The organism is Alteromonas sp. McT4-15 (genome assembly GCF_020515205.1).
Lineage (GTDB): Bacteria > Pseudomonadota > Gammaproteobacteria > Enterobacterales > Alteromonadaceae > Alteromonas.
Genome location: NZ_JAJALG010000001.1, coordinates 40,694 through 66,736 on the forward strand (window position 1 = coordinate 40,694; position 26,043 = coordinate 66,736).

General features: G+C 45.7%; 28 protein-coding genes. 19 read left to right on the plus strand and 9 right to left on the minus strand.

The window, feature by feature from the left end:
• Nucleotides 1-49: 49 nt before the first annotated feature.
• The 3 genes from bioH to LHL20_RS00180 all read left to right on the plus strand — a co-directional run bounded on the left by bioH (nt 50) and on the right by LHL20_RS00180 (nt 2,305).
• Nucleotides 50-859: a pimeloyl-ACP methyl ester esterase BioH gene (gene bioH / locus LHL20_RS00170; RefSeq protein ID WP_226431784.1), complete on the plus strand. Its 810-nt coding sequence runs from the start codon at nt 50-52 to the stop codon at nt 857-859.
• Nucleotides 860-1,001: 142 nt separating this feature from the next.
• Entirely contained in the window at nt 1,002-1,295 is a 294-nt protein-coding gene (locus tag LHL20_RS00175; RefSeq protein ID WP_159625519.1) for a hypothetical protein, read from the plus strand.
• Nucleotides 1,296-1,306: 11 nt separating this feature from the next.
• Nucleotides 1,307-2,305 carry a putative metalloprotease CJM1_0395 family protein gene (locus LHL20_RS00180; RefSeq protein ID WP_226431785.1) on the plus strand — a complete coding sequence of 333 codons (999 nt, stop codon included), beginning with the start codon at nt 1,307-1,309 and terminating at the stop codon, nt 2,303-2,305.
• An 81-nt stretch (nt 2,306-2,386) separates the two neighbouring features.
• On the opposite strand, the gene LHL20_RS00185 is transcribed toward LHL20_RS00180, so the two are convergent.
• Both LHL20_RS00185 and greB read right to left on the minus strand, forming a co-directional pair.
• A complete protein-coding gene (locus LHL20_RS00185; protein ID WP_226431786.1) occupies nt 2,387-4,735 on the minus strand; it encodes a Tex family protein in 2,349 nt (782 codons plus the stop codon).
• 198 nt (nt 4,736-4,933) lie between these two features.
• Complete coding sequence (greB, locus tag LHL20_RS00190) at nt 4,934-5,419, minus strand: transcription elongation factor GreB (RefSeq protein ID WP_159625524.1); 486 nt, start codon at nt 5,417-5,419, stop codon at nt 4,934-4,936.
• A gap of 176 nt (nt 5,420-5,595) precedes the next feature.
• Between greB and LHL20_RS00195 the strand changes: the two genes are divergently transcribed.
• Nucleotides 5,596-5,865 (plus strand): hypothetical protein, encoded by a 270-nt coding sequence (locus LHL20_RS00195; protein WP_226431787.1) that lies wholly within the window; start codon nt 5,596-5,598, stop codon nt 5,863-5,865.
• A 295-nt stretch (nt 5,866-6,160) separates the two neighbouring features.
• On the opposite strand, the gene fkpA is transcribed toward LHL20_RS00195, so the two are convergent.
• Complete coding sequence (gene fkpA / locus LHL20_RS00200; protein WP_159625526.1) at nt 6,161-6,943, minus strand: FKBP-type peptidyl-prolyl cis-trans isomerase; 783 nt, start codon at nt 6,941-6,943, stop codon at nt 6,161-6,163.
• A 198-nt stretch (nt 6,944-7,141) separates the two neighbouring features.
• Here fkpA and LHL20_RS00205 point away from each other — a divergent pair, with 198 nt between their 5' ends.
• The 3 genes from LHL20_RS00205 (at nt 7,142) to LHL20_RS00215 (ending at nt 8,622) form a co-directional block, all read left to right on the plus strand.
• Nucleotides 7,142-8,074 carry a WD40 repeat domain-containing protein gene (locus LHL20_RS00205; RefSeq protein ID WP_202266145.1) on the plus strand — a complete coding sequence of 311 codons (933 nt, stop codon included), beginning with the start codon at nt 7,142-7,144 and terminating at the stop codon, nt 8,072-8,074.
• 8 nt (nt 8,075-8,082) lie between these two features.
• Nucleotides 8,083-8,331, plus strand: coding sequence for a SlyX family protein (locus tag LHL20_RS00210; protein WP_159625528.1), 249 nt, complete (start codon nt 8,083-8,085; stop codon nt 8,329-8,331).
• Nucleotides 8,332-8,463: 132 nt separating this feature from the next.
• Complete coding sequence (locus tag LHL20_RS00215) at nt 8,464-8,622, plus strand: hypothetical protein (protein WP_201283870.1); 159 nt, start codon at nt 8,464-8,466, stop codon at nt 8,620-8,622.
• A gap of 100 nt (nt 8,623-8,722) precedes the next feature.
• On the opposite strand, the gene LHL20_RS00220 is transcribed toward LHL20_RS00215, so the two are convergent.
• Entirely contained in the window at nt 8,723-9,823 is a 1,101-nt protein-coding gene (locus tag LHL20_RS00220) for a DUF748 domain-containing protein (RefSeq protein ID WP_226431788.1), read from the minus strand.
• A 243-nt stretch (nt 9,824-10,066) separates the two neighbouring features.
• Here LHL20_RS00220 and LHL20_RS00225 point away from each other — a divergent pair, with 243 nt between their 5' ends.
• Nucleotides 10,067-10,270: a hypothetical protein gene (locus LHL20_RS00225; RefSeq protein WP_159625531.1), complete on the plus strand. Its 204-nt coding sequence runs from the start codon at nt 10,067-10,069 to the stop codon at nt 10,268-10,270.
• 1 nt (nt 10,271) lies between these two features.
• Nucleotides 10,272-10,466: a hypothetical protein gene (locus LHL20_RS00230; RefSeq protein WP_159625533.1), complete on the plus strand. Its 195-nt coding sequence runs from the start codon at nt 10,272-10,274 to the stop codon at nt 10,464-10,466.
• Between the two features lie 102 nt (nt 10,467-10,568).
• Here LHL20_RS00230 and LHL20_RS00235 read toward each other — a convergent pair whose 3' ends face one another.
• Complete coding sequence (locus LHL20_RS00235) at nt 10,569-10,775, minus strand: YheV family putative zinc ribbon protein (RefSeq protein WP_159625535.1); 207 nt, start codon at nt 10,773-10,775, stop codon at nt 10,569-10,571.
• Between the two features lie 175 nt (nt 10,776-10,950).
• Between LHL20_RS00235 and LHL20_RS00240 the strand changes: the two genes are divergently transcribed.
• Genes LHL20_RS00240 through LHL20_RS00255 form a run of 4 tightly spaced genes read left to right on the plus strand, consistent with a single transcriptional unit; the run spans nt 10,951 to nt 14,722 of the window.
• Nucleotides 10,951-12,903: an ATP-binding cassette domain-containing protein gene (locus tag LHL20_RS00240; protein ID WP_226431789.1), complete on the plus strand. Its 1,953-nt coding sequence runs from the start codon at nt 10,951-10,953 to the stop codon at nt 12,901-12,903.
• Nucleotides 12,884-13,390: a TIGR02444 family protein gene (locus LHL20_RS00245; RefSeq protein ID WP_226431790.1), complete on the plus strand. Its 507-nt coding sequence runs from the start codon at nt 12,884-12,886 to the stop codon at nt 13,388-13,390. Before LHL20_RS00240 ends, LHL20_RS00245 begins: the two co-directional genes overlap by 20 nt.
• A gap of 19 nt (nt 13,391-13,409) precedes the next feature.
• Nucleotides 13,410-14,441 carry a hydrolase gene (locus tag LHL20_RS00250; RefSeq protein WP_226431791.1) on the plus strand — a complete coding sequence of 344 codons (1,032 nt, stop codon included), beginning with the start codon at nt 13,410-13,412 and terminating at the stop codon, nt 14,439-14,441.
• Between the two features lie 53 nt (nt 14,442-14,494).
• Nucleotides 14,495-14,722: a YheU family protein gene (locus LHL20_RS00255; RefSeq protein WP_226431792.1), complete on the plus strand. Its 228-nt coding sequence runs from the start codon at nt 14,495-14,497 to the stop codon at nt 14,720-14,722.
• Between the two features lie 57 nt (nt 14,723-14,779).
• Here LHL20_RS00255 and LHL20_RS00260 read toward each other — a convergent pair whose 3' ends face one another.
• Nucleotides 14,780-15,331, minus strand: a complete 552-nt coding sequence (locus LHL20_RS00260) for an outer membrane beta-barrel protein (protein ID WP_202262927.1) — start codon at nt 15,329-15,331, stop codon at nt 14,780-14,782.
• A 650-nt stretch (nt 15,332-15,981) separates the two neighbouring features.
• Between LHL20_RS00260 and LHL20_RS00265 the strand changes: the two genes are divergently transcribed.
• Together LHL20_RS00265 and mdoH are read left to right on the plus strand one after the other, a co-directional pair.
• Nucleotides 15,982-17,607, plus strand: a complete 1,626-nt coding sequence (locus LHL20_RS00265) for a glucan biosynthesis protein (protein WP_226431793.1) — start codon at nt 15,982-15,984, stop codon at nt 17,605-17,607.
• Nucleotides 17,585-19,600, plus strand: a complete 2,016-nt coding sequence (gene mdoH, locus LHL20_RS00270) for a glucans biosynthesis glucosyltransferase MdoH (RefSeq protein ID WP_226431794.1) — start codon at nt 17,585-17,587, stop codon at nt 19,598-19,600. Before LHL20_RS00265 ends, mdoH begins: the two co-directional genes overlap by 23 nt.
• 76 nt (nt 19,601-19,676) lie before the next feature.
• Here mdoH and LHL20_RS00275 read toward each other — a convergent pair whose 3' ends face one another.
• From LHL20_RS00275 to nudE, 3 genes are all read right to left on the minus strand, one after another.
• Nucleotides 19,677-20,261 (minus strand): YceI family protein, encoded by a 585-nt coding sequence (locus LHL20_RS00275; protein ID WP_226431795.1) that lies wholly within the window; start codon nt 20,259-20,261, stop codon nt 19,677-19,679.
• A gap of 130 nt (nt 20,262-20,391) precedes the next feature.
• Complete coding sequence (gene cysQ / locus LHL20_RS00280) at nt 20,392-21,237, minus strand: 3'(2'),5'-bisphosphate nucleotidase CysQ (protein WP_226431796.1); 846 nt, start codon at nt 21,235-21,237, stop codon at nt 20,392-20,394.
• A gap of 3 nt (nt 21,238-21,240) precedes the next feature.
• Nucleotides 21,241-21,804, minus strand: coding sequence for an ADP compounds hydrolase NudE (gene nudE / locus LHL20_RS00285; protein WP_159625553.1), 564 nt, complete (start codon nt 21,802-21,804; stop codon nt 21,241-21,243).
• Nucleotides 21,805-21,933: 129 nt separating this feature from the next.
• On the opposite strand from nudE, the gene yrfG reads away from it, so the two are divergent.
• From yrfG to LHL20_RS00305, 4 genes are all read left to right on the plus strand, one after another.
• Nucleotides 21,934-22,638 carry a GMP/IMP nucleotidase gene (gene yrfG, locus LHL20_RS00290; protein WP_226431797.1) on the plus strand — a complete coding sequence of 235 codons (705 nt, stop codon included), beginning with the start codon at nt 21,934-21,936 and terminating at the stop codon, nt 22,636-22,638.
• A 12-nt stretch (nt 22,639-22,650) separates the two neighbouring features.
• Entirely contained in the window at nt 22,651-23,196 is a 546-nt protein-coding gene (gene yjjX, locus LHL20_RS00295; RefSeq protein WP_159625557.1) for an inosine/xanthosine triphosphatase, read from the plus strand.
• A gap of 230 nt (nt 23,197-23,426) precedes the next feature.
• Complete coding sequence (locus tag LHL20_RS00300; protein WP_226431798.1) at nt 23,427-24,821, plus strand: NAD-dependent succinate-semialdehyde dehydrogenase; 1,395 nt, start codon at nt 23,427-23,429, stop codon at nt 24,819-24,821.
• A gap of 150 nt (nt 24,822-24,971) precedes the next feature.
• Nucleotides 24,972-26,021, plus strand: a complete 1,050-nt coding sequence (locus LHL20_RS00305; RefSeq protein WP_226431799.1) for an MBL fold metallo-hydrolase — start codon at nt 24,972-24,974, stop codon at nt 26,019-26,021.
• Nucleotides 26,022-26,043: the final 22 nt, after the last annotated feature.

A 26,043-nucleotide genomic window follows, 5' to 3' on the forward strand; every position in this document is an offset into this window, starting at 1 on the left:
ATCATGACGCGTTTTTGCGTAAAACGCGTGTTTGCCAAAGGAGGTGTAAATGGAAAGTTTGCATACAAACGGCGCGCTTGTCACCCGTACAGAGGGTACAGGTATCGATGTAGTATTTCTTCACGGTTGGGGGATGAACAGCGGTGCGTTCACCTCTTTTATTCCTTATCTAAGCGACAATTTTCGCGTTACCACAATCGACCTTCCCGGCTTTGGGGAGAATGCCGGTGTGGTACCCTCACCTTATAATGTTGACTCGTTAGCGCGCGCGATTGTCGAGGTATTACCTGAACAGTGTGTATTAGTCGGGTGGTCACTCGGGGGGTTAGTGGCCCAAAAAGTAGCATTAATGGTACCCGAGAAGCTCACTGGGTTGGTGACTATTGCGTCTACTCCACGCTTTATAGCAGGTCCTGGTTGGCCAGGTATTGCGGCTGACTTGTTGAAAATGTTCGAAACGCAATTGGAGAAGAACTTTCAAAAGACCCTCGAGCGTTTCTTAGCTATACAAGCAATGGGCAGCGATACAGCAAAGCACGATATAAAGACAATTCGACAGCAAGTGACGCAATATCCAGACCCTGCAGAAGAAGCTCTGAAAAAAGGGCTCAGGATATTGTCTACAGAAGATATGCGACAGGATGTCGGACGTATTGCTGTGCCAACGTTACGGCTCTACGGTAGGCTTGATAGCTTAGTTCCTACCAGTGGCATTGACCAAATCTGTGAATTGCACCCACAGTCTGACGTTGTCGTACTGCCTCACGCATCTCATGCGCCCTTTATCTCCCATCCGCAGCAAACCGCTGACATTCTGTTTCGTTTTGCAGCCAATATTTATCAGCAGAAGGCGTCTTAGTTCATGCGCTAAACCGTTACTGTACCTGCATAGAGAGTAAAAAAGCCTTGTATGACATGTGTTTAATATTGTCGCTAGCTTCAAGGCTTCCTATTTTCTCAAAATTGGTTAATAATTAGGCATGAGAGGATAGAGGTAGTGTATGACGAGCGTTAGTGGCGCCAATCTAAATTCTGCTTTTTTAGCAGGGCAATACGGTTTGCAAAATGCCAGTGATGGTATTACGCAGGCTGCGTCGAATATTGCCCAACGTACTGTGGAAAGTAATGCCTCTTCTACCGATGCACAAGCAAATGCATCGTCGAGTGTTTCAAATGGCAACCTAACAAATGATCTTATTGCGCTTAACGTCAATAGCACCAACGCGCAAGCGTCTGCACGCGTGCTCGACGTAGCAAATGAGACAGTGGGTACCATTATCGACATCTTGGCTTAGGGGATATAACGGTGAATATCGTAACCCCAATTCTCAACGCTATTGCCTACCCTACCGCGAATATCAATACTGAGTCTGCCCGTCGTGATAACGTGCAGCGCGAAACTATTCCACAAACCAGTGATGCCGAACAGGGGGCGTCGCAAAAAGGTTTAGGTTCGGAAGCTGATAAGGCAAAAAGTCCTGGTCAGCCGCCTGCCCCGGTTACATACGAACGTCCGCAAGTTCAAACTGAGCTACAAGCGGCGTTCCAAAATGTCTTTGGCCAAGATAAAGACAATGCGCAAGATGAAAGTGCAGGCAAGCAAGATGCACAAAGCGAGCAGCAGGCTCGTCAGCGGGAACAACAGCAAGAGCAGCAAGACACCCAAGAGATCGAGCAGCTCAAAGCGCGTGACCAAGAAGTACGTACCCATGAGCAAGCCCATGCCGCGACGGGAGGCCAATATGCAGGCTCTCCTCAATATGAGTACACTACAGGCCCTGATAACAAGCGCTATGTCACCGACGGCGAAGTTTCAATTGATATTTCTGAAGCACAAAACCCAGAACAAACATTGCGCAAAATGCAACAGGTGCGCGCAGCGGCATTAGCCCCAGCTCAGCCTTCATCTCAAGATTTAAAAGTAGCAGCTGAGGCCGCACAAAAAGCATTTGAGGCAAGAAGCGACATCGCTGAAGAAAATCGCGAAGCGCGAGAGAGCGAAAGCAGCGAGGGTGTAAGCGCGAGTGAGCCAACGATACCTTCTATCGATGATATCACGGATACCGCAGGCGTCGAGCGTCCCACACGTAGTCTAGACGATGCTGTCTTAAAAACAGAGCAAGGCAACAGTAGTGAGGATACATCACAAGGTGCCTCAAGCGAAGTAGGTACTCGCTCGCTTAACTTTGGTAATGCGAGTGAACTGAACGGTGACAATGCGATACAGGCGCGCATAGGCCGCATACAGAACACTTATACACAAGCCTACACTCCTGCGCGCGAAGGGCTATCGCTTCAAGCGTAATCGACTTTTTGCTACTCACGCCTAGCAGCATTAGTTATGCGCTACCTCTTGATGAGGGTAGCGCAAACTCCGAGTTAAATATTACTTTTTCGCTTTAGCAAAGGCATCGGCAAACGCATTGCCCATGGCACTGTTTTGCACTTGGTTGCTTCGACTCTGCCCGCCCCTTTGTTGCCCTGATTGCTTGCCTTGCCCCTTGTTTGGTCCTTTATTTGAGCCCTTACCCGCACGCGGCCCTTTGTCTGCTGAGTCACTGGCTTGGTTTGGCGTATCGTCAAGGCGCATGGTAAATGAAATGCGTTTGCGTGGTACATCTACCTCTAGCACTTTAACTTTGACAATGTCACCCGCTTTTACCACTTCACGGGGGTCAGAGATAAACTTGTTAGTTAGCGCCGATATATGCACCAGCCCATCTTGATGCACGCCTACATCGACAAAGGCACCAAAATTGGCCACGTTACTTACAACGCCTTCCAAAATCATGCCTGGCTTGAGGTCATTGATGGTTTCAACACCCTCTTTAAATGCCGCGGTTTTAAATTCTGGGCGAGGATCGCGTCCTGGCTTATCAAGTTCTTTCAGGATGTCTTTTACGGTAGGTAGACCAAACGCCTCACTGGTGAAGGTATCGGGCGACAAACTTTTCAGTAACTCAGTATTGCCAATGATGTCATTGACGGCCACAGCAGTGGTGTCCACTATCTTGTCTACAACTGGATAAGCTTCTGGGTGCACCGCAGAAGCGTCTAGCGGGTTTGTCCCGTTAACAATCCGCAAGAAGCCGGCAGCTTGTTCAAACGCTTTTGGACCTAAACGTTCAACGTTTAGTAAGGCTTTTCTGTCAGGGAAAGCCCCATTAGTATCTCTGAAGTTTACAATGTTGTGTGCGAGAGTTTTGTTCAAGCCAGACACATAGCTTAGTAGCGCAGGCGATGCCGTATTTAGGTCTACCCCTACAGCGTTTACGCAGTCTTCAATCACGCGGTCTAGCGACCTACCTAACTGACTTTGGCTTACGTCGTGCTGATATTGGCCAACACCAATAGCTTTTGGCTCAATTTTTACAAGTTCTGCAAGTGGATCCTGTAAACGGCGAGCAATAGATACAGCGCCACGTAACGACACATCAAGTTCTGGCAATTCTTTGGAAGCCAATTCTGAAGCCGAATATACCGATGCCCCTGCTTCACTCACCATAATTTTCTGAGCACTCAAATCACTGTTGTTCTTCAACATTTCAGCAACGAGCTTATCCGTTTCGCGAGAGCCTGTACCATTCCCTATACTGATAAGGTCAACCTTGTACTGTTTGCACAATGTCGTAAGCGTACGAATCGACTTGTCCCACTGGTTTTGTGGTGCATGAGGGAAAATTGTGTTGGTCGCTACAACTTTGCCTGTTTGGTCTACCACTGCGACTTTTACACCCGTGCGCAAGCCCGGATCGAGGCCCATGGTAGTCTTCGCGCCAGCTGGCGCGGCCATGAGTAGGTCATTCAAGTTCTTAGCAAAGACCTCAATAGCCTCTTCTTCAGCGCGTTCACGCAAGGTACTAAAGAGTTCAGTCTCCATGTGAAGACCAATTTTGATTTTCCACGTCCACTGCACAACTTGAGCAAGAAAGTCATCTGCACTTCGACCGCGATGCATAATGTCGTAGTGGCTCGCGATAATGTGCTCACAATGTGATGGACCGTTTTCTTCATTTTGCGGATCGGCATCTAACTGAATGTGAAGCATGCCTTCATTGCGCCCTCTAAACATCGCTAGGGCGCGATGTGATGGCACTGTTTTGTACTTTTCGCTGTGCTCAAAGTAGTCTTTGTATTTTACCGCTTCTTTTTCTTTGCCCGGTGCAACTGTGCTTTTGAGGTGGGCATTTTCCACCAAGTAGTGACGAATTTTACCAAGCAGGGCAGCATCTTCAGCAAAACGTTCCATGAGGATATAGCGCGCACCTTCAAGTGCCGCTTTGGTATCAGCAACCCCCTTTTCGGCATCGACATACGACTTTGCGGTAGCGTCGATATCGGTATTAGGGTCGTTGAACAAGGTATCGGCAAGACCTTCAAGGCCAGCTTCAATGGCGATTTGCCCTTTTGTGCGTCGACGTGGTTTATAGGGTAAGTACAAGTCTTCTAACGTGGTCTTGCTCTCTGCGCCGACAATACTCGCTTTTAGCGTATCGCTGAGTTTGCCCTGCTCTTCAATCGACTTAAGAATAACATCGCGACGCTCCTCCAGCTCTCGCAAATAAGTGAGGCGCTGTTCTAGGTTACGCAGTTGGATATCGTCGAGCCCCTGTGTGACTTCTTTACGATAGCGTGCAATAAAAGGAACGGTTGCTCCTTCATCAAGAAGTTTAACGGCAGCAGTAACTTGCGAAGGTTGAACGGCAAGTTCTTCGGCAATTTTATTGATAATCATAAGTCGCTCTAAAGTGCAAAAATTCGCGATAGGAAAGTGCGAATCAACGATGTGTTAACTGCCCGTGGCACACAGCGTTACGAGTGAAAAATTGAGCGGTGAGTATAGCACCGCGGTTTAATATAAGTCGTCTGATCATTATTGCTTTGAAAGGCGCGTAGCCAAAGAGATTGTCATATCTACGTTACACAAGGTGGCTTATAGCTTGTCTGTAGGGTCATACCAAATTCGGTTGATCCACCATTCCTTGGTTCCGGTTTCAGTTTTAACTGTAAATTCATCATCTTCTTCTTTTCCAACCAACGCGCGCGCCATGGGCGAATCGATAGAGATATAGTCTTTGCGGCCGAATATTTCATCGTAACCGACAAGACGCAGTTCCATCACTTTGCCGCTCTCGTTTTCAATCTCTACCCATGCGCCGAAAAAGACTTTGCCTTCTTGCTGCGAGTCGTAATCTACAACCTTCAGGTTTTCTAGACATTTACGCAAATAGCGCACACGGCGGTCTATTTCGCGTAGCTTCTTCTTGTTGTATTGGTAGTCGGCATTTTCACTGCGATCTCCTAGGCTAGCTGCCCACGTTACTTTGCGTGTTATCTCTGGCCGTTCCTCTCGCCATAGAAAGTCGAGTTCTTGCTTAAGTTTTAAGTAACCTTTGCGGGTAATAAGAGGTGTTTTCACAATGTCCTAAAAGCAATATTTTTCTATACCTCTTACTTTATGAGGGTATTGCGCAAAAACGCAATCTTTAGTGCGTTTAAAAATGACTTAATACAGAGAGTTTGAATATTTATTGAACATAATCTAAAAGTGTAGTGTCGTAGTATAAATAATAGACAATCCACTAGGGGAAACTAATGCGTAACAACTTACCTTTGATTAACCGAAGGCGATCGGATCAAGATCCCTTGCAAACCAGCGGTACTATCATAGGTTTTATGCTTTTTTTAAGCGGTGCGCTGTTCTTGTTGTACGCCTTACTCGATATTGTTGTTCGTCTTAAAAGCATCGAAACCGTGCTGTATCTTATCGCCGGTTGCACAATGTATAAAATAGGGCACTCGTTGCTTAATTACTTTGCTACCTTAAAAGTCCCAACTGAAAGAAGGCGTGCACCCCAGCGATAACGGGCGTTAAAACTTAAGGTTCTAAGCGTACGGCTTTAAGGCTAAATCGTTACAAGAAAGTGGCGCTCGCGAAGTGCAAAATTGCCGTTTTCAACTATGCTTAAAGAGTGATTCGAGGCACCAAGCATATTGAATAACCCACTTTACTATTTGGGTACGCGCGTGGTGAAAACCCACTAGCTCGTAGGGAAAAGGTAGGCAAGGATTACGCTGACTCACTAAACAAAAAAGCCGACGCACTGTGTGTCGGCTTTCTCTTTTATATCCCCGCAAATAGAGGACGTTCGCTCAGTGATTACTCAGCAGCTTCGTCTGCTTCTGGCTTAACCACTTCAAGCAACTCTACATCAAAAACAAGTGTAGAGTTTGGTGTGATTGCACCTGTTGAGCGTTGACCATAGGCCAATTCTGATGGAATGTGGAAGCGATATTTCGCGCCTTCTTTCATCAGCTGCACGCCTTCAGTCCAGCCTGCAATAACGCGGTTAAGTGGGAACTCAGCAGGCTCACCACGCTTGTAAGAAGAGTCAAACTCAGTACCGTCTAGCAAGGTGCCGCGGTAGTGGACTTTTACCACATCTGTTGCTGCTGGGCTGGCGCCCTCACCTTCGGTCAGTACTTCGTACTGAAGTCCAGAGTCAGTGGTTACAACACCTTCGCGTTTACCGTTTTCTTCTAGGTAGGCTAAGCCTGCCTCAATGTTTTTCTCAGCAGCTTGGGCAGCCATTTCTTGTTGTTTAGCACGCAGTACTTCTTCACCTTGTTGAGCAATTTGTTGAATCTGCTCTGGAGTGAATTTAAGTGTATCTGCAAGGCCATCATTGAACCCTTGCTTTAAGGCTTCTTGGTCTAGTTCAAGGCCAAGCGTAGCTTGTTGTTCAGCGCGATTGCTAACAAATAAACCCATGCTTGCGCCCATGGCATAAGCCTGCTTTTGTGAATCTGTCATTTCTTCTGCAGAGACAGAAGTTGTTTTTGCACTATCAGCGTTAGAAGCGGCCTCATCTGTGGTGTTTGGCTGGCAAGCGAAAAGGCCTAGCGCAGCGATAGTAGATAAGGCAACGAGCGACTTCTGCATAAAAACGTCTCCATTAATTTTTATCATCATGCGTCTATGTCTATACTGCTGCATCCAAGGCAGTGTGCACGATAGTTTAAAGATGCGTGATCCATGCTATGTTAAACCTAGCGTTTACAAAGCGAAACCCATTTGATTATGTTTAAGGCCCAAATGTTCCTCAGAATAGTGTTACTCGTCGTACTTATTGGCGTATCCATAGGGTGTTCTGTTCCTGATACTACGCCAATACAACAGTGGCGTCATGTAGAAGAAGGCGCATATGCCGCAGATATCTCTACAGATGGCACCATTTCGGTGTTATCTGGCGTTGATAATGGCATTAATGTATGGCGCATTGGTGAAGATGAGCCTTTGTATCACTGGGGACACCAAGGTGAGGGTAACAACTTAGTCATGTCGGTGCATATTAGTGCTGACAAGCGCTATATCGTTACTGCTGACCGCGAAGCGTTTGCTCTGTGGAGTATGGAAACTGGGGAACCTGAAGGGTTTTGGCGCATCGATGAGTCATCAATTCGCGACGTAGCAGTAGCGAATAATGGCGATGGTATACTTGTCGCGCGCTCTAGTGGAAAGGTCATGTATTTTGAGCCTCGCACATCGAGGCGTTTAGAATTTCTTGGCCATCAGGAAAAGGTAAATTCCATTGATATTTCACCTAATGGTAAATATGCCCTTACTGGTGGCAATGATTATATTGCTTATCTGTGGAGCACAGAAACGGGTCAAATTATTCACACGTTCACTCATCCAACACGCGTAACAAAGGTAGCACTAGACGATGAAGGTCGGTACGCCTTTACTGCTGATAGTAAAAGTAAGTCACAGATATGGAATGTACAAACTGGCCAAGCGGTGAGTGCACTTAACTTTGCGTCTCGTCAGAAAATATTTACTGATGTTGAATTCTCGAAGGATGGTAAGTATTTACTTACTGGTTCGCCTTCGCGAAAGGTTTATTTGTGGGACATTAAAACAGGTGATCAGCTGCAAGCCATTCAGGTGGCATCTCGAGAAACTATCTCTCCGCCTACCGCAGTTGTGTATGGCGTCGCCTTCATGCCAGATGGTAATATAGTATCAGCAAGTAGCAGCGGCCTAGCCGAAGTATGGCAACGAGAGAAATAGAGACAAGCATGACTGACACACGTATAGCAGCTTTACAAGAACAGCTGGATACCGCCCATAGTTATATTGAAGAACTGCAAACCAAAGTAGCCTTCCAGGAACATACTATTGATGCCCTTAATGATGCATTGTCTTCACAGCAGCAACAATTGGATGATATTGCGTTTAAGGTGCGCCATGTTATCGACAGGGTGAAATCGATAGAGCCATCAAATATCGCTAAACAATCTGAAGAAACGCCCCCTCCCCATTACTAGAGCGTGTTCATCATTTAATTCGTTATGGGTTATCGCGCTTTGAACTAGCGATTTAGTTCACTAAAAGTGACTGCCCCATTTATAATTGAATTCTATTTATTTTTTACGAAAACACGATAAGGGCACGTTGTAATGAGTGACTTTGATATGGATGCGTTTGACAACCTTGATTTCGACGCCATTGAAGAAACTGTGACACAGAAGCAGGCAGAGAAAGACAAGCAAGAAAGTCAGCAAATTGAAGGCATGCGAGATGGTGCAAATGACTGCGGTGATAGCTGTACGATTTAGTATGCTGCCAGTTGTTGCCTTGCTAGCAACAAAAGTATTTATCTTTCGCAGGAGCTAGAGCGATAAAGCACAGTATAATCACGGGTGTATTGTGTACAACCTAGTCTGTGCTTTGTTGTTGTGACTTATCAACATCAAGTCTTTCCAACTCAATGGTTTTTTCTACATCACCATTAAAGGCCTGTACAAAAGCGTTTTTTAAAATAGCAGTGAAGGCATCCCACGTTTGCGCTTCAGGGTCAGAAATATCACCTTCAATGGGGATGCGCGTTGCAATCTGGTCTTTACTTTGGTTTTCAAAAAGCTCAGTCACTAATGCTGAAATGGCTTCTATACTACCTTCAAAAAAACCATCGCCATCTTGCTGGATATCACCTTTCCAGCTAAACACTTCTACGTTGTGCAAGATGGGCTTCACATAACCTTTTACTTTGCCTTCGTTTGACGCGATTTCAGCGGCAAGTGTCATTGTGCCTGCTTCCAAGTCAAAGGGTGCGTAAGTGTCTAATAGATTCTTAAAATTGACCAAGCCCACATTATCAGCGTGTATATCAATATCGAAAGTGGGGGCATGGGTAGCCGGATTAAGTTTGGCGTCTACTGTTAATGTGCCTTGCTCTGCAGTCTGTCCAGTTGCTTTACCGGTGGCCACTCGTGTATCTGACAATCTATCGCTGTTTACAAGGTTATTAAGCTCAAGTTGAATATCATGCAGTGAAATATCAATAGCGGGGGTGGTATCAGGGTTATAAAAAGCAATTTTGCCATTATTTATCGCTAGTTTATCAATGCGCAATGGAAATAGCTGATCGGCAATTGAGAGCCAATTTTCGTTCTTACCAGACTGACGCTTTTCGCTGGCATTACTGTCAACAAAGTTTATCTCAGGCGAGTTAACCACCACGCGACCTACTGCTGCACCATCTAATAGTTGTGTCCAAGAAAGCGTAAATTCGACATAGTCGGCTTTAAATAACGGGCGGTCTACTTCGCCATTCGCCTTGTATAGCAATACGTGTTCAAGGCTGTACGCGCCTCGCCATAACATAAGGTCAACATCACCCACTCGGCCATCGTAATTGCCTGGCTGGCTCAATGTATCGTTGATATACCACGCTACCGCATAAGGTAAACTGATGCGCACAGTCCCAAGCGTGATTAGCACGGCAAGCAACATGGTAACAACGCGTGTCCTACTCATCACTGTTCGCCTTCTCGTTACGTATAAGTAACTGGGTTTTAAATTGGTTCATCGTTTTAAATCCCAGTGTGTTGTCTTAAAGCCTTCAAGAACTGTACCTAAAGCAGGTTTGCTCACCACACGCGCTAAGCAATGAGCGAATTGCGCAAAATTCTAGGCGTAAGATCAGGTTCATTTTTGCCTGTGTTATGCCATGCTTTACAGGTAGCAATCAGGCTACGACTTGTATCTAAGGAAAGAACAATGCAACAACTACAAATGAACGAAATTACGATGGTAAGCGGCGGTTGTGCTGAATACTGCTGGGGCGACTTCGAAATGGGGGCGCTTTTCGCCAACACATTAGGCGGTGCTGTCGCGGGCAGTTTCTCTGGCCCAATGGGCATGCTGGGCGGCGGCGTGGGTGCTGCTGTAGCATACATGTTTGACGTTATGTGGACTGACTAACATGGCTATCGTTTTTTGGGCATTTTTGGTAAGTGTTGTCGCAGGCTTATTACAGCTTTACATACTTGGTGATGTTATTGAGCGTATGTCTGACAATGTCAAACTGGCTACCTATTTCGTATCAGGAGGTGTTACGGGATTGGTGTTTGTGGCCACGAGGTGGCTGCTATTAAAGCGCTCAAAAAGCGAGACCTAATGTTTAAGAAGTGTGAACCATAATATGTTCACACTTCTTTATCGCACTTTTCACATGTCAGCAGTATGTGACTTCTACGCAGCATTTTGAAAAGATTACGTACTAGTGTGGTTTAAAAATACCGATAACGTCTTCGTTTGCACGTGTTACTGCACTGACTTTTTCGTCAGTTTGGGCTTCGTGATAACCACACGCAACACACTCTAACTTTTCCACGTTATTCTCAAAATAGAGCGAAATAGTATCTTGCTCTTGGCATTTAGGGCAGGTTGCTCCTGCAACAAAGCGACGTCTTACGCGGTTTGACATACATACACCTTTGTGGAAATTCGCACGTATTATACGTTAAACAGGCGTTACTGATCAGCTATTCCCCCAAGTTTTTGTTATTATGCGAGTGAATAAACGTCATCAGACGAAAGCTGTGTAATGCTTGTACTAACTGGTATTATACGCGCCCTCAGTTGTTCATCGCAGGTAATTCATGATCAAGCTTTCTAACGTTTCATTGCTTCGCGGCCGCAAAATGCTGCTAGAAGACGCGTCTATGCAGGTATTCCCTGGCCATAAAGTAGCGCTTATTGGGAGTAACGGATGCGGTAAATCTACGCTCTTTGCACTTCTGAGAAATGAGTTAAGCGTTGATGCTGGCGATTGCAGTGTTCCAAGCGATTGGCGCATAGTGAGTGTCGCGCAGGAGACACCTGCATCGGATCGTAGTGCAATTGACTACGTGATTGATGGCGATAAACACTTACGTGCACTTCAAGCTCAATTGGCTGAAGCAGAGACCCGTGAAGACGGCGTGCAAATAGGCCAGCTACATGGTCAACTAGAGCAAGCTGGCGCCTACGATGTTGAGTCTCGCGCTGCCACTATTTTGTCTGGACTTGGATTTACCAATCAACAGCTTAGCGCGCCTGTTACCGACTTTTCAGGTGGATGGCGTATGCGCTTAAATTTGGCGCAAGCACTTTTGTGTCCGTCAGACCTATTATTGCTGGATGAGCCAACAAACCACTTAGATTTAGATGCGGTAATTTGGCTTGAGAAATGGTTACAGCGCTATAACGGTACATTGCTATTAATTTCTCACGATAAAGCATTCATTGATAACACCGTTGCTCAAATCGTTAGCGTTGAACATCAAAAACTGATCACGTACACCGGCAACTATTCTGCTTACGAAACTCAACGCGCTGAACGCATTCGCTTGCAAAATTTAGAGTATGAAAAGCAACAGGCAAAGGTCGCCCACCTCAATTCATTTATTACCCGATTTAAGGCTAAGGCGAGTAAGGCTAAGCAGGCTCAAAGTCGTATCAAGCAGTTAGAAAAAATGGAAGTGTTATTGCCAGCGCACATGGCGAGCCCATTTAGTTTTGCCTTTGCTGCCCCTACGGCATTACCGAATCCTTTGGTGCAGATGGAAAATATCCAGCTTGGCTATGAAAATCACATTGTGTTAGAGCATGTGAAGCTCAATTTAGTACCGGGTAGTCGTATCGGTCTATTGGGGCGAAATGGTCAAGGTAAATCAACATTAATTAAACTCCTTGCTGGCGTACATGCGCCCAAACAGGGCATATTCAATACGGCCAAGGGGCTTAAGATAGGCTATTTTGCGCAGCATCAGCTGGAAACACTTGATGCCAACGCTACGCCGTTGTTGCACTTACAGCGAATAGATGAAAAAGCAACAGAACAACAACTTCGTGACTATCTTGGTGGTTTTGGCTTTAACGGCGATGAGGCACTAGCGCCAGTTGCCCCTATGTCGGGTGGCGAAAAAGCGCGCTTGGTACTTGCCCTTATTGTTTATCAAAAGCCTAATCTATTGCTTCTCGATGAACCGACCAACCATTTAGATCTTGAAATGCGCCATGCACTAAATATCGCGCTTCAGGGGTTTGAAGGTGCCATGGTACTGGTTTCGCACGATCGTTTCTTATTGTCTTCAGTGTGTGAAGACTTTTACTTAGTGGACAGTGGTGCGGTTGAGCCATTCAGTGGAGACTTAGACGACTACCGCGATTGGATCTTGAAGCAACAGGCTGCAGAAAAAGCAAAGGCAAATAGCGACGCGAAAGAGGAAGCGCTTAAAACAGCGGGTGATCAAAGTAAGCCAGAGCGTAAAATTGACCGTAAAGAAGAAAAGCGCCGCGAAGCAGAATTTAGGCAGAAGATAGCACCTTATAAAAAAGCAGTAGAAAAGCACGAAAAGGCCATGGAAAAACACACTGCTGCACTTAATGATGTTGAAGCGTCGCTGTCTGATACTGCGCTTTATAACGAAGAAAACAAATCAACGTTGATGCAGTTACTTGATAAGCAAACCAAATTAAAGCAGCAGTTAGAAGAAGAAGAAATGGCGTGGCTAGATGCGCAAGAGCAAATTGAATTGGAGCGAGATGCTTATGACAGCGCCAACGCTTAAACTCGATGCAAACACGTTTTGGCAATACAGTGTAAGTCGTTATACCTCTGCGGATATCGCACCTTTAGCGTTAGTACTTCAAGATAACCATGGCGTAAATGTAAACGTTCTCTTGCTTGTGTGCTGGTGTTTGGAAAATAATGCCATCATAAACTTAAGCCAGCTAAAAAACGTTATAGCGTCGATGTCAACGAGCGAAGCGAAATTGGTAGCACATCGCGCTCTTCGCAAAGCCGCCCACCCTGAAAAAGGTGGCGACAGTGCACATTACGAGGCATTAAAAGCGGAAGAACTGGCCCTAGAAAGGGCGCAGCAGAACGACATGATCACTGCGTTTAATGCCGAAGAAGTGAGTTGTTTACCGCCACAAGTTCAAGCTGGTAATGTATTTAACGCCTCTATCGCTGCATTCATTAATGCTTATGGCTTAAGAGAGAGTAGCGAAGCGCGGCGCCTAATCAGTCTAGTTGTTAACCAATTACCGTAACAAAAACATAAGAAATAGAATGAGTAAATCAGCGCTATCGCATGGAAAAATAATTAAAAGCAGCTTTAAAGTGCCAGGGTGGGCCAAAAATCGTCATGTGCAAACAATATGGCCGCGCTTTATTCAAAAACGTCTTCCCCTTTCTTACGAAATGGAGCGACTCACATTACCTGATGATGATTTTGTTGATGTTGCATGGGGGCCAAAGCCACAAGAGACGTCTGGGATCGTAGTGCTATTTCACGGTTTAGAGGGTAGCATCAAATCTCATTACGCCAACGATATGATGGCACAGTTATCGGTTAATGGCTGGCAGGTAGTGATGATGCATTATCGCGGTTGTAGCGGTGTGCCTAATTTAAAAGCTCGCGCCTACCACAGTGGTGAGACAGAAGATCCCAGCTTCTTTTTACAATGGCTTCATGACAAATTTCCCCGTATCCCTAAAGTCGCAATTGGCTTTTCATTAGGGGGAAACATGTTGCTCAAATTATTGGGAGAAAACCCCGCACAGCGTTGGCTTAAAGCCGCTGTTGCTATTTCGTCGCCGTTAAAGCTCTCTGAGTGTGCTAAGTCGATTAACCAAGGTTTTTCACGGGTATATCAGAAGTATTTACTCACGAGCATGAAAAACACGCTACGCAAAAAAATGGAATACATCGACTATCGCAAATTGATCCAATTGACCAAAAGCGATGTGGATAGCATGACCAGTTTTACGCAGTTTGATGAGAAGATTACGGCGCCACTACACGGCTTTGCTGATGCCCAAGACTATTACGAAAAGTGTAGTGCGTACCATTTCTTAAGCGCTATTCACTGTCCTACTTTAGTGCTTCACAGCATCGACGATCCGTTTATGAACCATTTAATTGTGCCTAAAGAAGAAGAACTAGCGCGCAATGTGACCGTTGAGTTGAGTGAGAGAGGTGGTCATGTGGGCTTCATGCAAGGCTCTATGCTCAATCCTAAAGTGTGGCTGCATGAGCGCGTTAAACGTTTTGTGAGTGAAGTGTTACCTGTTGACAGTACCTGCAGTTACTCAAAGTAGCGACTTGTCATGAACACCATTGATAGTGTTAACGTAGACCTACCGGAGAATGTATGATTATCCCAATTGATGCGCTAGAAGCCGATACGCTGTATAGCTTGGCTGAATCGTTTGTACTTCGCGAGGGAACGGACTATGGCGAACAAGAAGTGTCTCTTGACGTTAAAGTGCAGCAAGTGCTTAAACGACTAAAGTCGGGCGAGGCGGTGTTGGTTTACTCAGAACTTCATGAAAGTGTTGATATTAAGCGCAAAGAAGATATTCAAGCTAGCGAAGAGTAGATAAAACAAAAACGCCGGGTCGAGCAACCCGGCTAACCTACCTGAGGAGAGGAAGGCTTAAAACGCGTAACGAGCGGTGACTTGCATAATGTCCCAGTCGTCAATAACTTCATAGTTAGCGCCTACGGCCCACTGCGGCGTAATGTAATAATTTGCGCCCACTTTAAACGTCGCTTCACCGTCATCTACATCGTAGTAACCTACTTCGCCTGCAAGCTCGACCTGTTCGGTAATCATTGAGCGAAGACCAGCGTTAATGCTATAGCCTGTTTCGTCATCGAAGTCGCCGTCCACGCGCTCTAGGTTTGCGCCGAAGTATGCATCAGTTGTTGCATTAACGGGAAGGCGATAGCCTGCACCTAGCGTCAGCGTGTCAAAGTCAAAGTTACCTTCTTCAAAGAAGCTGTATTCGCCATTAAGATACCAATTACTGTTAAGCAGGTATTTACCGTTGATGGTAAGGCCGTCTGGTTCAAATGATTCATTACCGTCGAAGTCCATTTTAGTGTAACCACCTTCAACGTAACGCCAGTCAGGCTTATCTGCCATCGCAGAAAGAGGCAGTGTTGCAGCAGTAAGTGCGGCCAATAGTGTGATTGCTTTACGCATGTGATAACTCCTTAATATTCACAGTGGCATTGTTTTGTTTATACATTCAAAACAATGCATACCGTTTGTGCTTGCGCCAACCCGTATGGAAGAAACAAGCGCTAACTTATCGTTATCTGGTGAGTGCAAAGGCTTTGCCAACTTACATATGAAAAGGAACGGTGTATTTTTAAGTATCTGATATTAAATGTTAATTTTCGGTAGGAAATGAATGTTGAGGACGCTGTTAAAGCGCATTTCGACCCTATTACCTCGAAGTACAAATAAGAACTGTCGCTAAAAAACAACACTTTTGGGCGTGATTTCTGTGTTCACTATCTTCACTAAGCATTTGGCTTGCATCTATTATCGAATGTTTATCACGTAACCATTTGTTAAATAATCTTTTTTTTTAAATTAATACACTCCCCTAGCGCATTGGAACACCTTTTGCTCAGCCTTTTGTTCAATAACTACGCATGTTATCGAATGTTCGCCTATCCCCACTTCCCATTTGACTGGATTGGGATTCACAGCACTTTATCTACTTCATCAGTGACAAGGCGAGCAAGGCACGACGAATAAGAAAGGAAGAGAGCGCTTTTCTTAACGTTGGCGAATGAGGTGTTTTGCCCACATCGGTAACCGTTGTTTTCATAAGGAGAGGACAAATGGCTAAGCCAGTTTTATTTTCAACAAAAGGTTTTACCTCACAAGCGCTAACACATACGCTTGTGTCGATGGCGAGTGTACTGTCTTTAATGTTTATTGGTGCTTTACAGCAAAGCGCATGGGCCCTTGAGGTCAGTGATGCAAATCAACCGCAAAAGTCTTCGCCAGTACTACAATCAGTCATTGATGCTGCGCGTGCTTCAGCAAAAGAAGACTACGAGCAAGATGACCACGGCCTTGACAGTAAGCTTAAGGAAATTGATTACACCACCTATCGTTCTATTCGTTTCGATAGTGAGGCTAGTTTATGGCGTGGGGAAAACGATTACGAGCTGCAGTTTTTTCACCCTGGCTTTCTGTACGAATACCCAGTCACTATTCACACTATAGGTGCTGACAATACACCGACTCGCCTTCCTTTTGATAGTGCTATGTTTAAGTACGATGGTAGTGCGCAAGCGTTGGCTGGTCTTACCGATGAAAAGTCTGGGTTTGCAGGTTTTCGTGTTCACTACCCCATTAAAAATAACGAGTACAAGGACGAATTCGCTGTTTTTTTAGGTGCATCATATTTTCGTTTAGTGGGTAAAAACCAAGTTTACGGCATTTCTGCGCGTGGATTGGCTATAGATACTGCACTTGCCAAGGGCGAAGAGTTTCCGCATTTCACTGAGTTCTGGGTGATTGAGCCAAGCGATGGTCAGCCTATTACGATTTACGCTCGGTTAGAGAGCCCGTCGGTAGCAGGTGCATATAAGTTTGTTATTGAGCCTGGTATAGATACTCGCGTAAAGGTAGAAAGCTGGCTGTTTGCGCGTGAAGATGTGGCAAAGTTGGGGGTTGCACCGTTTACCAGTATGTTTTTGTATGGTGAAAACACGCAAGGACGTATCGACGACTATCGACCAGAGGTTCACGATAGTGATGGCGTATTAATGGTAACGCACGCAGGAGAAGAAATCTGGCGCCCGCTAACTAACCCAGCGCGTTTACAAGTTACTTCATTGAGTGACACTGCGCCCAAAGGCTTCGGCATGCTGCAACGCGACGCAGAGTGGGGTAATTATCTTGATGCAGAAGCCAACTATCATCTTCGCCCTGGCTTGTGGGTAACGCCTGAAGCTGGCTTTGACAAAGGCCGCCTCGAAGTGGTTGAGATCCCAACCAAATCAGAAATTCACGACAATATTGTTGCATTCTGGACTCCAGAAACGCCTTTTAATGCAGGGGAATCTCTGTATTTTTCTTATCAATTGAGCACAGTAGAACAAAATCCATTTGTAAGTGAACTTGCGTCAGTTGTACGCACTCGCCAAGGCAAAGCGGTACTGCCAGGGGATGAATTTAAGAACGACAAACTGTCGACTACCCGCCAATTCAGCGTTGATTTTACAGCGCCTCAAGATACCTCTTTTGACGACCAAGCGATGAAGCTTGTTGTACAAGGCGCTAATGGAGCCATTTCCGAACAAAGACTGTATGCCGTAGCCGATGGGCAAGAATGGCGCGCCACGTTTTTGGTAAAACCCAAAGAAAAGCAAACCGTAGATATGCGCGCCTATATTGAAAAAGACGGTAAGCGTATTAGTGAGGTGTGGAACTATGTCTATCAACCACAACAATGAGCACGTTGCGCGCGTGTTGACGACGCCTACGCAAGATTCATCAAACGAGGATAACGCGGTGCCTCACAGTCAAAGCGATGTGCCACCTAGGGCATCGCAAATGTTTATCAAAGGAGAAACCATGCGTTTGTTTATAATGGCAATGCTAGTGATCCCAAGCACGGCGCTGGCCGGTTGGAGTTTGTATGAGATATTTTTACCTAATGGTTTAACCAATCTGGAAATTGCTCAGCTGGGCTTAGGGCTTACCTTGTTTGCTTGGTTATGTATGGCATTTTGGACGGGTATTATTGGCTTTGTATTGCAGATATTTAATATCGACCCCCTCAGCTTGAAAAAGACATTGCAAACACCTGATGCGCAAACACCATTGCATCAGCGTCACGCTATTGTCATGCCAGTCTATAACGAAGATACGCGTCGAATTATGGTGGGATTTGAGGCTTGTATTCGCGAATTAATGGACAGCGCGAATGCCAAGCAGTTTGATTTCTATATGCTAAGTGATACGCGTGATATGCAAAAGGCTGACGCAGAACTACGCGCATTCGCACGCTTACAGAAGCGACTAGGACGATTTTCTCAGCAGGTTTTCTATCGTAGACGAGAGCAAAATCTTCATCGAAAAGTGGGAAATTTGAAGGACTTCTGTGAGCGCTGGGGTGGTCACTATGAATCTATGATCGTACTCGATGCAGATAGCGTTATGAGCGGCGAGCGCATGCAAGACTTGGCTCGTCGTATCGAACAAAACCCTGACACTGCCCTAGTGCAGACAATTCCTATGCCCGTTCGCCAAAACACCTTTTTTGGTCGCTTTGTGCAATTTGCGGCGCACCTTTACAGCCCGATGTTGGCAACAGGTTTATCGTTTTGGCAAACCGACAGTGCGAACTATTGGGGGCACAACGCTATCATTCGCATCGCGCCTTTTATGCAGCATTGCGGTTTGCCTACGTTGGAAGGGCGAGCGCCTTTTGGTGGAGAAATTCTAAGTCACGACTTTGTGGAAGCGGCGCTTTTACGTCGAGCAGGGTGGCAAGCATACTTGCTTACCGATACCACAGGGAGTTACGAAGAAGTTCCGAGTAATATTGTTGATTATGCCATTCGAGACCGTCGTTGGGTGCAAGGCAATATTCAGCATTTAGGCCTGCTTAACGTAAAAGGCCTTAAAACGGCCAATCGCTTACATTTCTTGTTTGGTGCGTTCGCCTATATCTCGTCGCTTATTCTGTTTTGCATGCTGGCGCTTGGCACAGCTGACGCCCTTATACGTGCCACGTCAGTGCCTGAATTTTTTGTATCAGAGTATCAGTTGTTCCCAAGCTGGCAGGTTGCGCGTCAAGATATGATGATGGTGACTATGTGGGGTACAGCTGCATTATTATTCTTGCCTAAAGTGTTGGGCATTGTGCTTGCACTTATTAAGCGAAGCGACGAGTTTGGCGGTGCTTGGTCATTGCTAAAAGGGGCGGCAGCGGAGCTACTTATGGCAGTGCTAATTGCCCCCCTTATGATGTTTTATCATAGCTACTTCGTGATCAGCGTGTTTGTAGGGCACTCGGTTAAATGGGAAGCACAAGAGCGCGAAGGGCGGAAGGTGCCTTGGAAGGTCGCCATTAAACATACTCAAATTATGAGCTGTTTGGCTGTTGCTTGGGGCGTAACAACCTTCTATTTTACACCGTCATTGTTCATGTGGTTGCTGCCCGTGCTGGTGGGTATGGTGTTAGCGGCACCGGTTATCCGCCTTTCAAGTAGCGATAGATTAGGCGTTACCATGCGTAATTGGGGCGTATTTGTCATCGACCAAGAAATTCATGAGTGCAAAGCACTGAAGCGTTTGCGCGTTGCAATGTCATACTTTGCGATTAGTCAGCACAAACCACAGGTGCCGAGTTTGCCGGTAAGTTTGTCGCTTACTATGCCTGAACAAGTATTGAGTCAAAAGCCACTGCCCATGCGACCTGCTTTGGTAAATAATGTCTAAAGCGATATTAAGTGAATAAAAAACCGCACGTAACGTGCGGTTTTTTGTTTAATTGAAAGTAAACTCTTCACTGACATTACTGGTTGAACATAACCGAAAAAGTCACCGGAACGGTTGTCGTAATACTGTTAAGACCTGCGACTTTTTGCAAGGCAGCAACGCCATCAGCAAGGCCGAATGCTTCTGCCTTCACTAACGTAGGCTCAGAGGTAGAAACGCTAATGGTATCGTCGCTGACTTTACTGGCGGTAATTGAAAAACTTGTAGGGACGGCCTTACCATGAAGCATGAGAATACCGTCTACTTTACCTGATACTACATCGCCTGTTTCAAGGGTTGTCATGGTCTCTGGCAGCGATGCTTCAAACGACGCTTCAGCGTATTTAGCTACATTGAATAGCATTTCTTGCATACGCGTGTTGCGAATATCAATGGCAGTATTAACCGATGAAAGGTCTACCGTTACTATTAGCTTACCGTCATCTGATAAGCTGCCTTTAAAACTATCGAATTGATGCACTTCAGTAACTTGCGCATTTTTTGTCGACATAAAATGCAGTGCACTCTTGTCACTGTCAATTGTCCAGTCTGCGGCTGCTGGAAATGCTAGCCCACAAGCGAGCAAGGCTGTCGATAACGTACGAATACGTGTCGCCATCATAGGTTTACTCCTTTTAACATGTTGATTCCATCGCGATTGATGGTGATCATTAAAGCGCAATGTAGCCCAGCAACATTACTGCATTATTATACGCGGGTTTACCCCCAGCTATATACCTGTTTTCTACGGGTTAGTGCTGATGTGGGTTTACAAAATCATCGTATTGTACGATATCTTGCCATGGCACGCGTTTATCGCCCATGACGACGAAATCCGGATTTTCCAGAGAATGACGCTGATTGTAAGTGAGCGGCTCAAAGTTTGCCGCAGATATACTGCCTCCCGCTTCACAAACTATGCACTGAGACGCACCGGTGTCCCATTCTCCGGTAACGCCAATACGCATAAATACGTCGGCTTTACCTTCGGCAATAAAACAGGCTTTCAACGAGCAGCTCCCTAAAGGCAGTGTTTGATAAACCCGCTTAGCGCACATCCTGCTTAATACTTTTTCTCTAGATTGGCGGCGGCTAATCGCAATCATTACGACACTGTTTTTAGGGTCGTCTAACTTGCGCACGTGAATACGATGTTCGCCATCAGGGGATGATTTAAACGCCCCCTTGCCTTTTGCAGCGTAATAGAGTGACTGTCCAGGAGGCCAGAAAATAACGCCAATTACAGGCTCATTGTTTTCAATCAGTGCAATGTTCACGGCAAAATCGCCGCTTCTGGCAATAAACTCTTGGGTGCCATCTATAGGGTCAATAAGCCAATATCGCGACCAATGCTTTCGTTCTTCTAAACTTGCATGCTTGTTTTCTTCTGACAATATTGGAATGTCAGGTGTTGCTGCCTTTAGGCGTTTATTAATAATGTCGTTAGCAAGATAGTCTGCACTAGTGACAGGCGACTCGTCGTCTTTCTGATAGGCGTCGAAATCACCTTTGTCATACACTTCTAATACAGCTTCACCCGCTTCTACAGCAATTGTTTTGGCAAGTTCTAAAAGGTCGGCATGGGCGTCATCGGGCATTGTTTATTGTTCCTTAAACCACTTTTGAGCTAAAAACAGGGCAGCTATACAGCGTGCTTCAATAAAGTCCTCTCGTGCAAGTAAAGCATCTGCTTCGGCTAAAGGCCAGTGAATGACTTCAAGTGGTTCAGGTTCATCGCCTTCTAAACGTTTAGGGTATAGGTCTCTTGCCAACACAATGGTCATGTTCGCGTTGAAGAAAGTAGGCGCCATACTCACTTTGTGCAGCTCAACTAACTCATTGGCTGCAAAGCCGGCTTCTTCTTGCAGTTCGCGGTTAGCGGCTTCAATGGCCGTCTCACCGGGATCAATTAAGCCCTTGGGGAATCCAAGTTGATAGGAGTGTGTACCCGCTGCATATTCGCGAATAAGCACCATGGTATCTTTATCTAACATTGGCACAATCATAACCGCGCCGCGGTTGCCGCCAGCCATACGTTCGAATTCTCGGGTGGCACCGTTAGAGAACTCAAGGTCAAGGCGTTCTACCCTGAAGAGTTTGCTTTGCGCAACGATTTCACGAGAATGAATTTGTGGTAACGGTTTGTTTGGATCAATTTTAGGCATGTCTCTCGCTACAACTTTGTTATCATACTTTCATACAATCTGTATCTAGGGCCTGTTGTTCTTTACCGTTACAATTTTAACGAGCAAAGATCAGTAGTCTTTAGCTTACTTCATTATGAGGAAAATCGCTTGCCCTTTCTGCCTTGGAATGAAATTGACACAGTGCTGCTCGATATGGATGGCACCCTGTTAGATTTGCACTATGACAACCAGTTCTGGTTACATCATTTACCTAAACGATTGGCCGAATTACGCGGTATTTCTGAAGAGGAAAGCCGTGCTGCCATGACTGCGCGTTACGATGCGGTATTTGGACAAATTCAGTGGTACTGCCTCGATTATTGGGCGCAGGCGCTGCAAATGGATTTAGACAATGAATTTATGCCATTAAAACGCGAATTGTCGCATTTACTAATGCTTCGCGACGATACAATACCTTTTCTAAAAGCGCTGCATGAATCAGGGAGAGAGGTGATTTTAGTGACTAATGCTCACCCTCATAGTTTGGCGCTTAAGCTAGAGTATACCCAGCTAGATGCTCACATTGATAACCTCATATCGACGCATGAATTTGGTGTAACAAAAGAGTCTCAACTGTTGTGGCAACGCTTACAGGCGCGTGTGAAATTTGATGCGTCACGTACTTTATTTGTTGATGATTCATTACCTATTCTTAATGCAGCGAAAACATTCGGTATTAAGCATTTGTTAGCAGTAGATAACCCTGACAGTCAGTTGCCCAATCGCAATATTACCGAGTTTCCTGCCGTGCGTGACTATCGCTTGATGTTAGATGATATCAATGCCCACCCAGTCATTAAAAAGAGCCAGTAATAAGGACGTTCCATGCTTTCTGATACCATATTTGTGGGTTCAAAAAATCCGGTAAAAATTAATGCAGCGCTTAATACCCTATCTGACACGCTTGAGCACGATTTTGATGCGCAAGGCATAAGTGTTCCAAGTGGCGTCGCTGACCAGCCAATGACGGAAGAAGAGACCCGATTAGGCGCTATCAATCGCGTAAAAGCGATGCTTGCACATCATCAAGGTGGCTTGAGTGATGCGTGGTATGTTGCGATTGAAGGAGGCGTTGATGTATTTGAAGATGGCCCTGCAACCTTTGCTTATGTGGCTATTTACCATGAGGGGCATTGGTCAGTGAGTCGTAGCGCAAGCTTGCCCTTACCCGTGAGTGTGTATCAAGCACTGCAGCGCGGTGAAGAATTGGGAACCGTAATGGATAAGTTGTTCGACACAGTCAATGTCAAGCAAAAGGGCGGCGCCATTGGCCTTTTAACCTTGAATCATGCTACGCGTCAAAGTGTGTACGAGGTTGCCCTTACACTTGCTATGGCCAAATTTCATTTCCCAGATTTGTATACAGACTAAGAGCCCGTATATCTTTGCTATAAATCTATTTAGAGCCACGGCGTTATCGATAGCCGTGTCTCTGAAATCTTTTCCCTAACCAGTAATCTTTTCCTGATCGACGCATCTTTTGTACTAAGAAATCCGCTTAGATATTTAATAAGCTTATGTTTTTAATGTAATTTAATTGTTTGCCGGCTTGGCGTTGTAGTTGCACTTGCCTTAGACCACATGGAATAAGGAGTGTGACAATGAGTGAGACAGTGAATACATACAACCCCGCTACTGGCGAAAAGATCGATCATTATCATCTAATGTCTGTAGACGATGCTGAGCAAGCCGTTACCCGCTCTCAAGAAGCTTACCTAAATTGGCGCCGCACATCGTTTGCAACCCGTGCCGATTTATTTAAAAACCTCGCCAACATCATGGAAGAGCGTATTGATGACCTAGCGAGCTTAATGACCCGAGAAATGGGTAAAGTGACTGCTCAGGGAAAACAAGAAGTGCAGTTGTGCGCTGAAATTTGTCGTTATACCGCCGAACACGGTGCCGAGTTCTTAGAAGATGAACATCGTATTTTTGAAGGCGGTCGCGCAATTATTACCTATCAACCCATTGGTGTTATTTTAGGTATACAACCATGGAACTTCCCCTTGTATCAGGTTATTCGCTACAGTGCATCAAACATAATGGCGGGTAATACGACAGTGCTTAAGCATGCCAAGAACGTATTTGGTATGGCAATGGCCATTCAGCAAATGTATGAAGATGCTGGTTTCCCAAAAAATGTTTATCAATCGCTGTTGATAGATGGCAGTACGGCAAGTGACCTTATTAAGCATAAATATGTACGTGGCGTTACCTTCACGGGAAGCGACGAAGTGGGCAAGGAGGTCGCTAAAGAAGCAGCGAGTATGTCAAAGAAAACGGTCATGGAACTAGGCAGTAATGATGCGTTTTTGGTACTCGCTGATGCCGATATCGACCATGCAGTGGAAATGTGTATTCAAGGTCGCGTTATCAACAATGGTGAAACCTGTGTAGCGGCAAAGCGGTTTGTCGTTGTAGATAGCGTTTACGATGAGTTTAAAGAAAAGTTTGTTGCACAGTGCAGCAAATTAAAAGTGGGAGATCCCACCAACGAAAATACCGACCTTGGGCCCATGGCGCGCGAAGACCTACGCGACGAATTGCACGAACAAGTGAAAAAATCGCTGGAAGCGGGGGCAACGCTATCATTGGGTGGCGAAGTCCCTGATACCGACGGTTACTTCTATCCGGTGACTGTACTAGAAAACGTCACTCCCGGTATGCCTGCTTACGACGACGAGTTATTTGGGCCCGTCGCATCACTAATTCGTGCCCGAGATGATAAACAAGCCATGGAAGTCGCCAACGACTCTCGCTATGGTTTGGGTGGCGGTATCTTTAGTACTGATACCGAAAAGGCAATTTCTCTCGCTAAAGATGAGTTTGATACGGGGATGGTGAACATCAATGGGTATTCACTTGCCCAGCCAAACTTGCCTTTTGGTGGTGTGAAAGACAGTGGGTACGGACGTGAACACGGTGGTTATGGCATTCGCGAATTTGTAAATATCAAAACTATTATGGTGGCAGAAAGCCAGTCAGAATCACACTAATGCTTGCTCATAAACGTGCGTAAAAAAGGGGGCTTGCTCCCTTTTTTGCCTATTATTGAATACAAAACATGCGTCTACTGGTCTTGTAAACGTAAACTCACGGCAAAAGGCAAAAGCGCAGCCTACATAATGGCAATAGGAACCCACATAATGCATGCACATCGAACCACAACACAAAGTCACTCACAAAAGCGCCTGTTCCGCCCGCAGCGAAACAGGGTATTAAATAATTTGCTCGTCACTACACTGTGCAGCGCCGTGTTGAGTTTCTCTAGCGTTGCGTATAGTGACACTAGTGATGTGCGAACGCCGGAATCAATACTAAATGAAGTGACAAAGGCTCAAGCGTGTCACGACGTTTCGGTACAAGTACTTGGTTCAGGCGGTCCTGAATTGGATGATGGGCGCACTTCAAGCGCTTACATAGTGTGGGTTGACGATAGTGCGCGTATTTTGGTCGATGCAGGTAGTGGCAGCAGTGTGCAGTTTGGTGCGTCCGGGGCGATATTTGACGATATCCAAGCAATGGTGTTGTCGCACTTACATACTGATCACGCTGCCGATGTGCCCAGCTTCATAAAGGGAAGCTTTTTCACCGCTCGAAATAGCGACTTACCCATTTTCGGGCCACAAGGCAACGACGTTATGCCAGATACATCGACTTACCTTAAAACGCTTTTGGGCAGTCATGGCGCTTATCGCTACTTGTCTTCTTATACCAAGGAAGGGCAAGACGATTACACCATTCGACCTACTTCGGTATCACTATCAGCGTCATTACAATCACCGTTCACCGTTTCACTTAATGATGCTATAAGCCTAGAGGCGCTTTCAGTTCATCACGGTCCCATTCCGGCCCTTGCATGGAAAGTAAAGGTAAATGGCTGTGAGGTTGTATTTTCTGGTGATACTAATGACAAGGCCAATACACTCGCTGAGTTTGCTAAAGGTGCTGACCTTTTAGTGTTACATAATGCAATTGACGATAACGCAGGCGAGGTTGCTAAAAATTTGCACATGACACCTAAACAGCTGATTGCGATTGCAACCCAATCAAAAGCTAAGCGAATATTGCTATCTCATATTATGAAACGCAGTGAGCCAGGGTTGGTAGCGCTAAATGAAGCTATTACTGTAGTGGCACCAGGAAGGGTATACAGCGCGATAGAGCTGATGAACATTACCCTTGACCAAGAGTAATGTTCACCATGATTAAGGCGTA

Bases quoted from the DNA above. Each gene is read 5' to 3' on its own strand.
- LHL20_RS00230 (WP_159625533.1), top strand. From the start codon at position 10,272: ATGGCTATCGTTTTTTGGGCATTTTTGGTAAGTGTTGTCGCAGGCTTA.
- LHL20_RS00195 (WP_226431787.1), top strand. From the start codon at position 5,596: ATGCGTAACAACTTACCTTTGATTAACCGAAGGCGATCGGATCAAGAT.
- LHL20_RS00210 (WP_159625528.1), top strand. From the start codon at position 8,083: ATGACTGACACACGTATAGCAGCTTTACAAGAACAGCTGGATACCGCC.
- LHL20_RS00275 (WP_226431795.1), bottom strand. From the start codon at position 20,261: ATGATGGCGACACGTATTCGTACGTTATCGACAGCCTTGCTCGCTTGT.
- LHL20_RS00240 (WP_226431789.1), top strand. From the start codon at position 10,951: ATGATCAAGCTTTCTAACGTTTCATTGCTTCGCGGCCGCAAAATGCTG.
- LHL20_RS00235 (WP_159625535.1), bottom strand. From the start codon at position 10,775: ATGTCAAACCGCGTAAGACGTCGCTTTGTTGCAGGAGCAACCTGCCCT.
- yjjX (WP_159625557.1), top strand. From the start codon at position 22,651: ATGCTTTCTGATACCATATTTGTGGGTTCAAAAAATCCGGTAAAAATT.
- LHL20_RS00255 (WP_226431792.1), top strand. From the start codon at position 14,495: ATGATTATCCCAATTGATGCGCTAGAAGCCGATACGCTGTATAGCTTG.
- fkpA (WP_159625526.1), bottom strand. From the start codon at position 6,943: ATGCAGAAGTCGCTCGTTGCCTTATCTACTATCGCTGCGCTAGGCCTT.
- LHL20_RS00300 (WP_226431798.1), top strand. From the start codon at position 23,427: ATGAGTGAGACAGTGAATACATACAACCCCGCTACTGGCGAAAAGATC.
- LHL20_RS00175 (WP_159625519.1), top strand. From the start codon at position 1,002: ATGACGAGCGTTAGTGGCGCCAATCTAAATTCTGCTTTTTTAGCAGGG.
- LHL20_RS00305 (WP_226431799.1), top strand. From the start codon at position 24,972: ATGCATGCACATCGAACCACAACACAAAGTCACTCACAAAAGCGCCTG.
- LHL20_RS00215 (WP_201283870.1), top strand. From the start codon at position 8,464: ATGAGTGACTTTGATATGGATGCGTTTGACAACCTTGATTTCGACGCC.
- nudE (WP_159625553.1), bottom strand. From the start codon at position 21,804: ATGCCTAAAATTGATCCAAACAAACCGTTACCACAAATTCATTCTCGT.
- bioH (WP_226431784.1), top strand. From the start codon at position 50: ATGGAAAGTTTGCATACAAACGGCGCGCTTGTCACCCGTACAGAGGGT.
- LHL20_RS00250 (WP_226431791.1), top strand. From the start codon at position 13,410: ATGAGTAAATCAGCGCTATCGCATGGAAAAATAATTAAAAGCAGCTTT.
- LHL20_RS00260 (WP_202262927.1), bottom strand. From the start codon at position 15,331: ATGCGTAAAGCAATCACACTATTGGCCGCACTTACTGCTGCAACACTG.
- LHL20_RS00185 (WP_226431786.1), bottom strand. From the start codon at position 4,735: ATGATTATCAATAAAATTGCCGAAGAACTTGCCGTTCAACCTTCGCAA.
- LHL20_RS00220 (WP_226431788.1), bottom strand. From the start codon at position 9,823: ATGAGTAGGACACGCGTTGTTACCATGTTGCTTGCCGTGCTAATCACG.
- LHL20_RS00245 (WP_226431790.1), top strand. From the start codon at position 12,884: ATGACAGCGCCAACGCTTAAACTCGATGCAAACACGTTTTGGCAATAC.
- mdoH (WP_226431794.1), top strand. From the start codon at position 17,585: ATGTCTATCAACCACAACAATGAGCACGTTGCGCGCGTGTTGACGACG.
- LHL20_RS00265 (WP_226431793.1), top strand. From the start codon at position 15,982: ATGGCTAAGCCAGTTTTATTTTCAACAAAAGGTTTTACCTCACAAGCG.
- LHL20_RS00225 (WP_159625531.1), top strand. From the start codon at position 10,067: ATGCAACAACTACAAATGAACGAAATTACGATGGTAAGCGGCGGTTGT.
- cysQ (WP_226431796.1), bottom strand. From the start codon at position 21,237: ATGCCCGATGACGCCCATGCCGACCTTTTAGAACTTGCCAAAACAATT.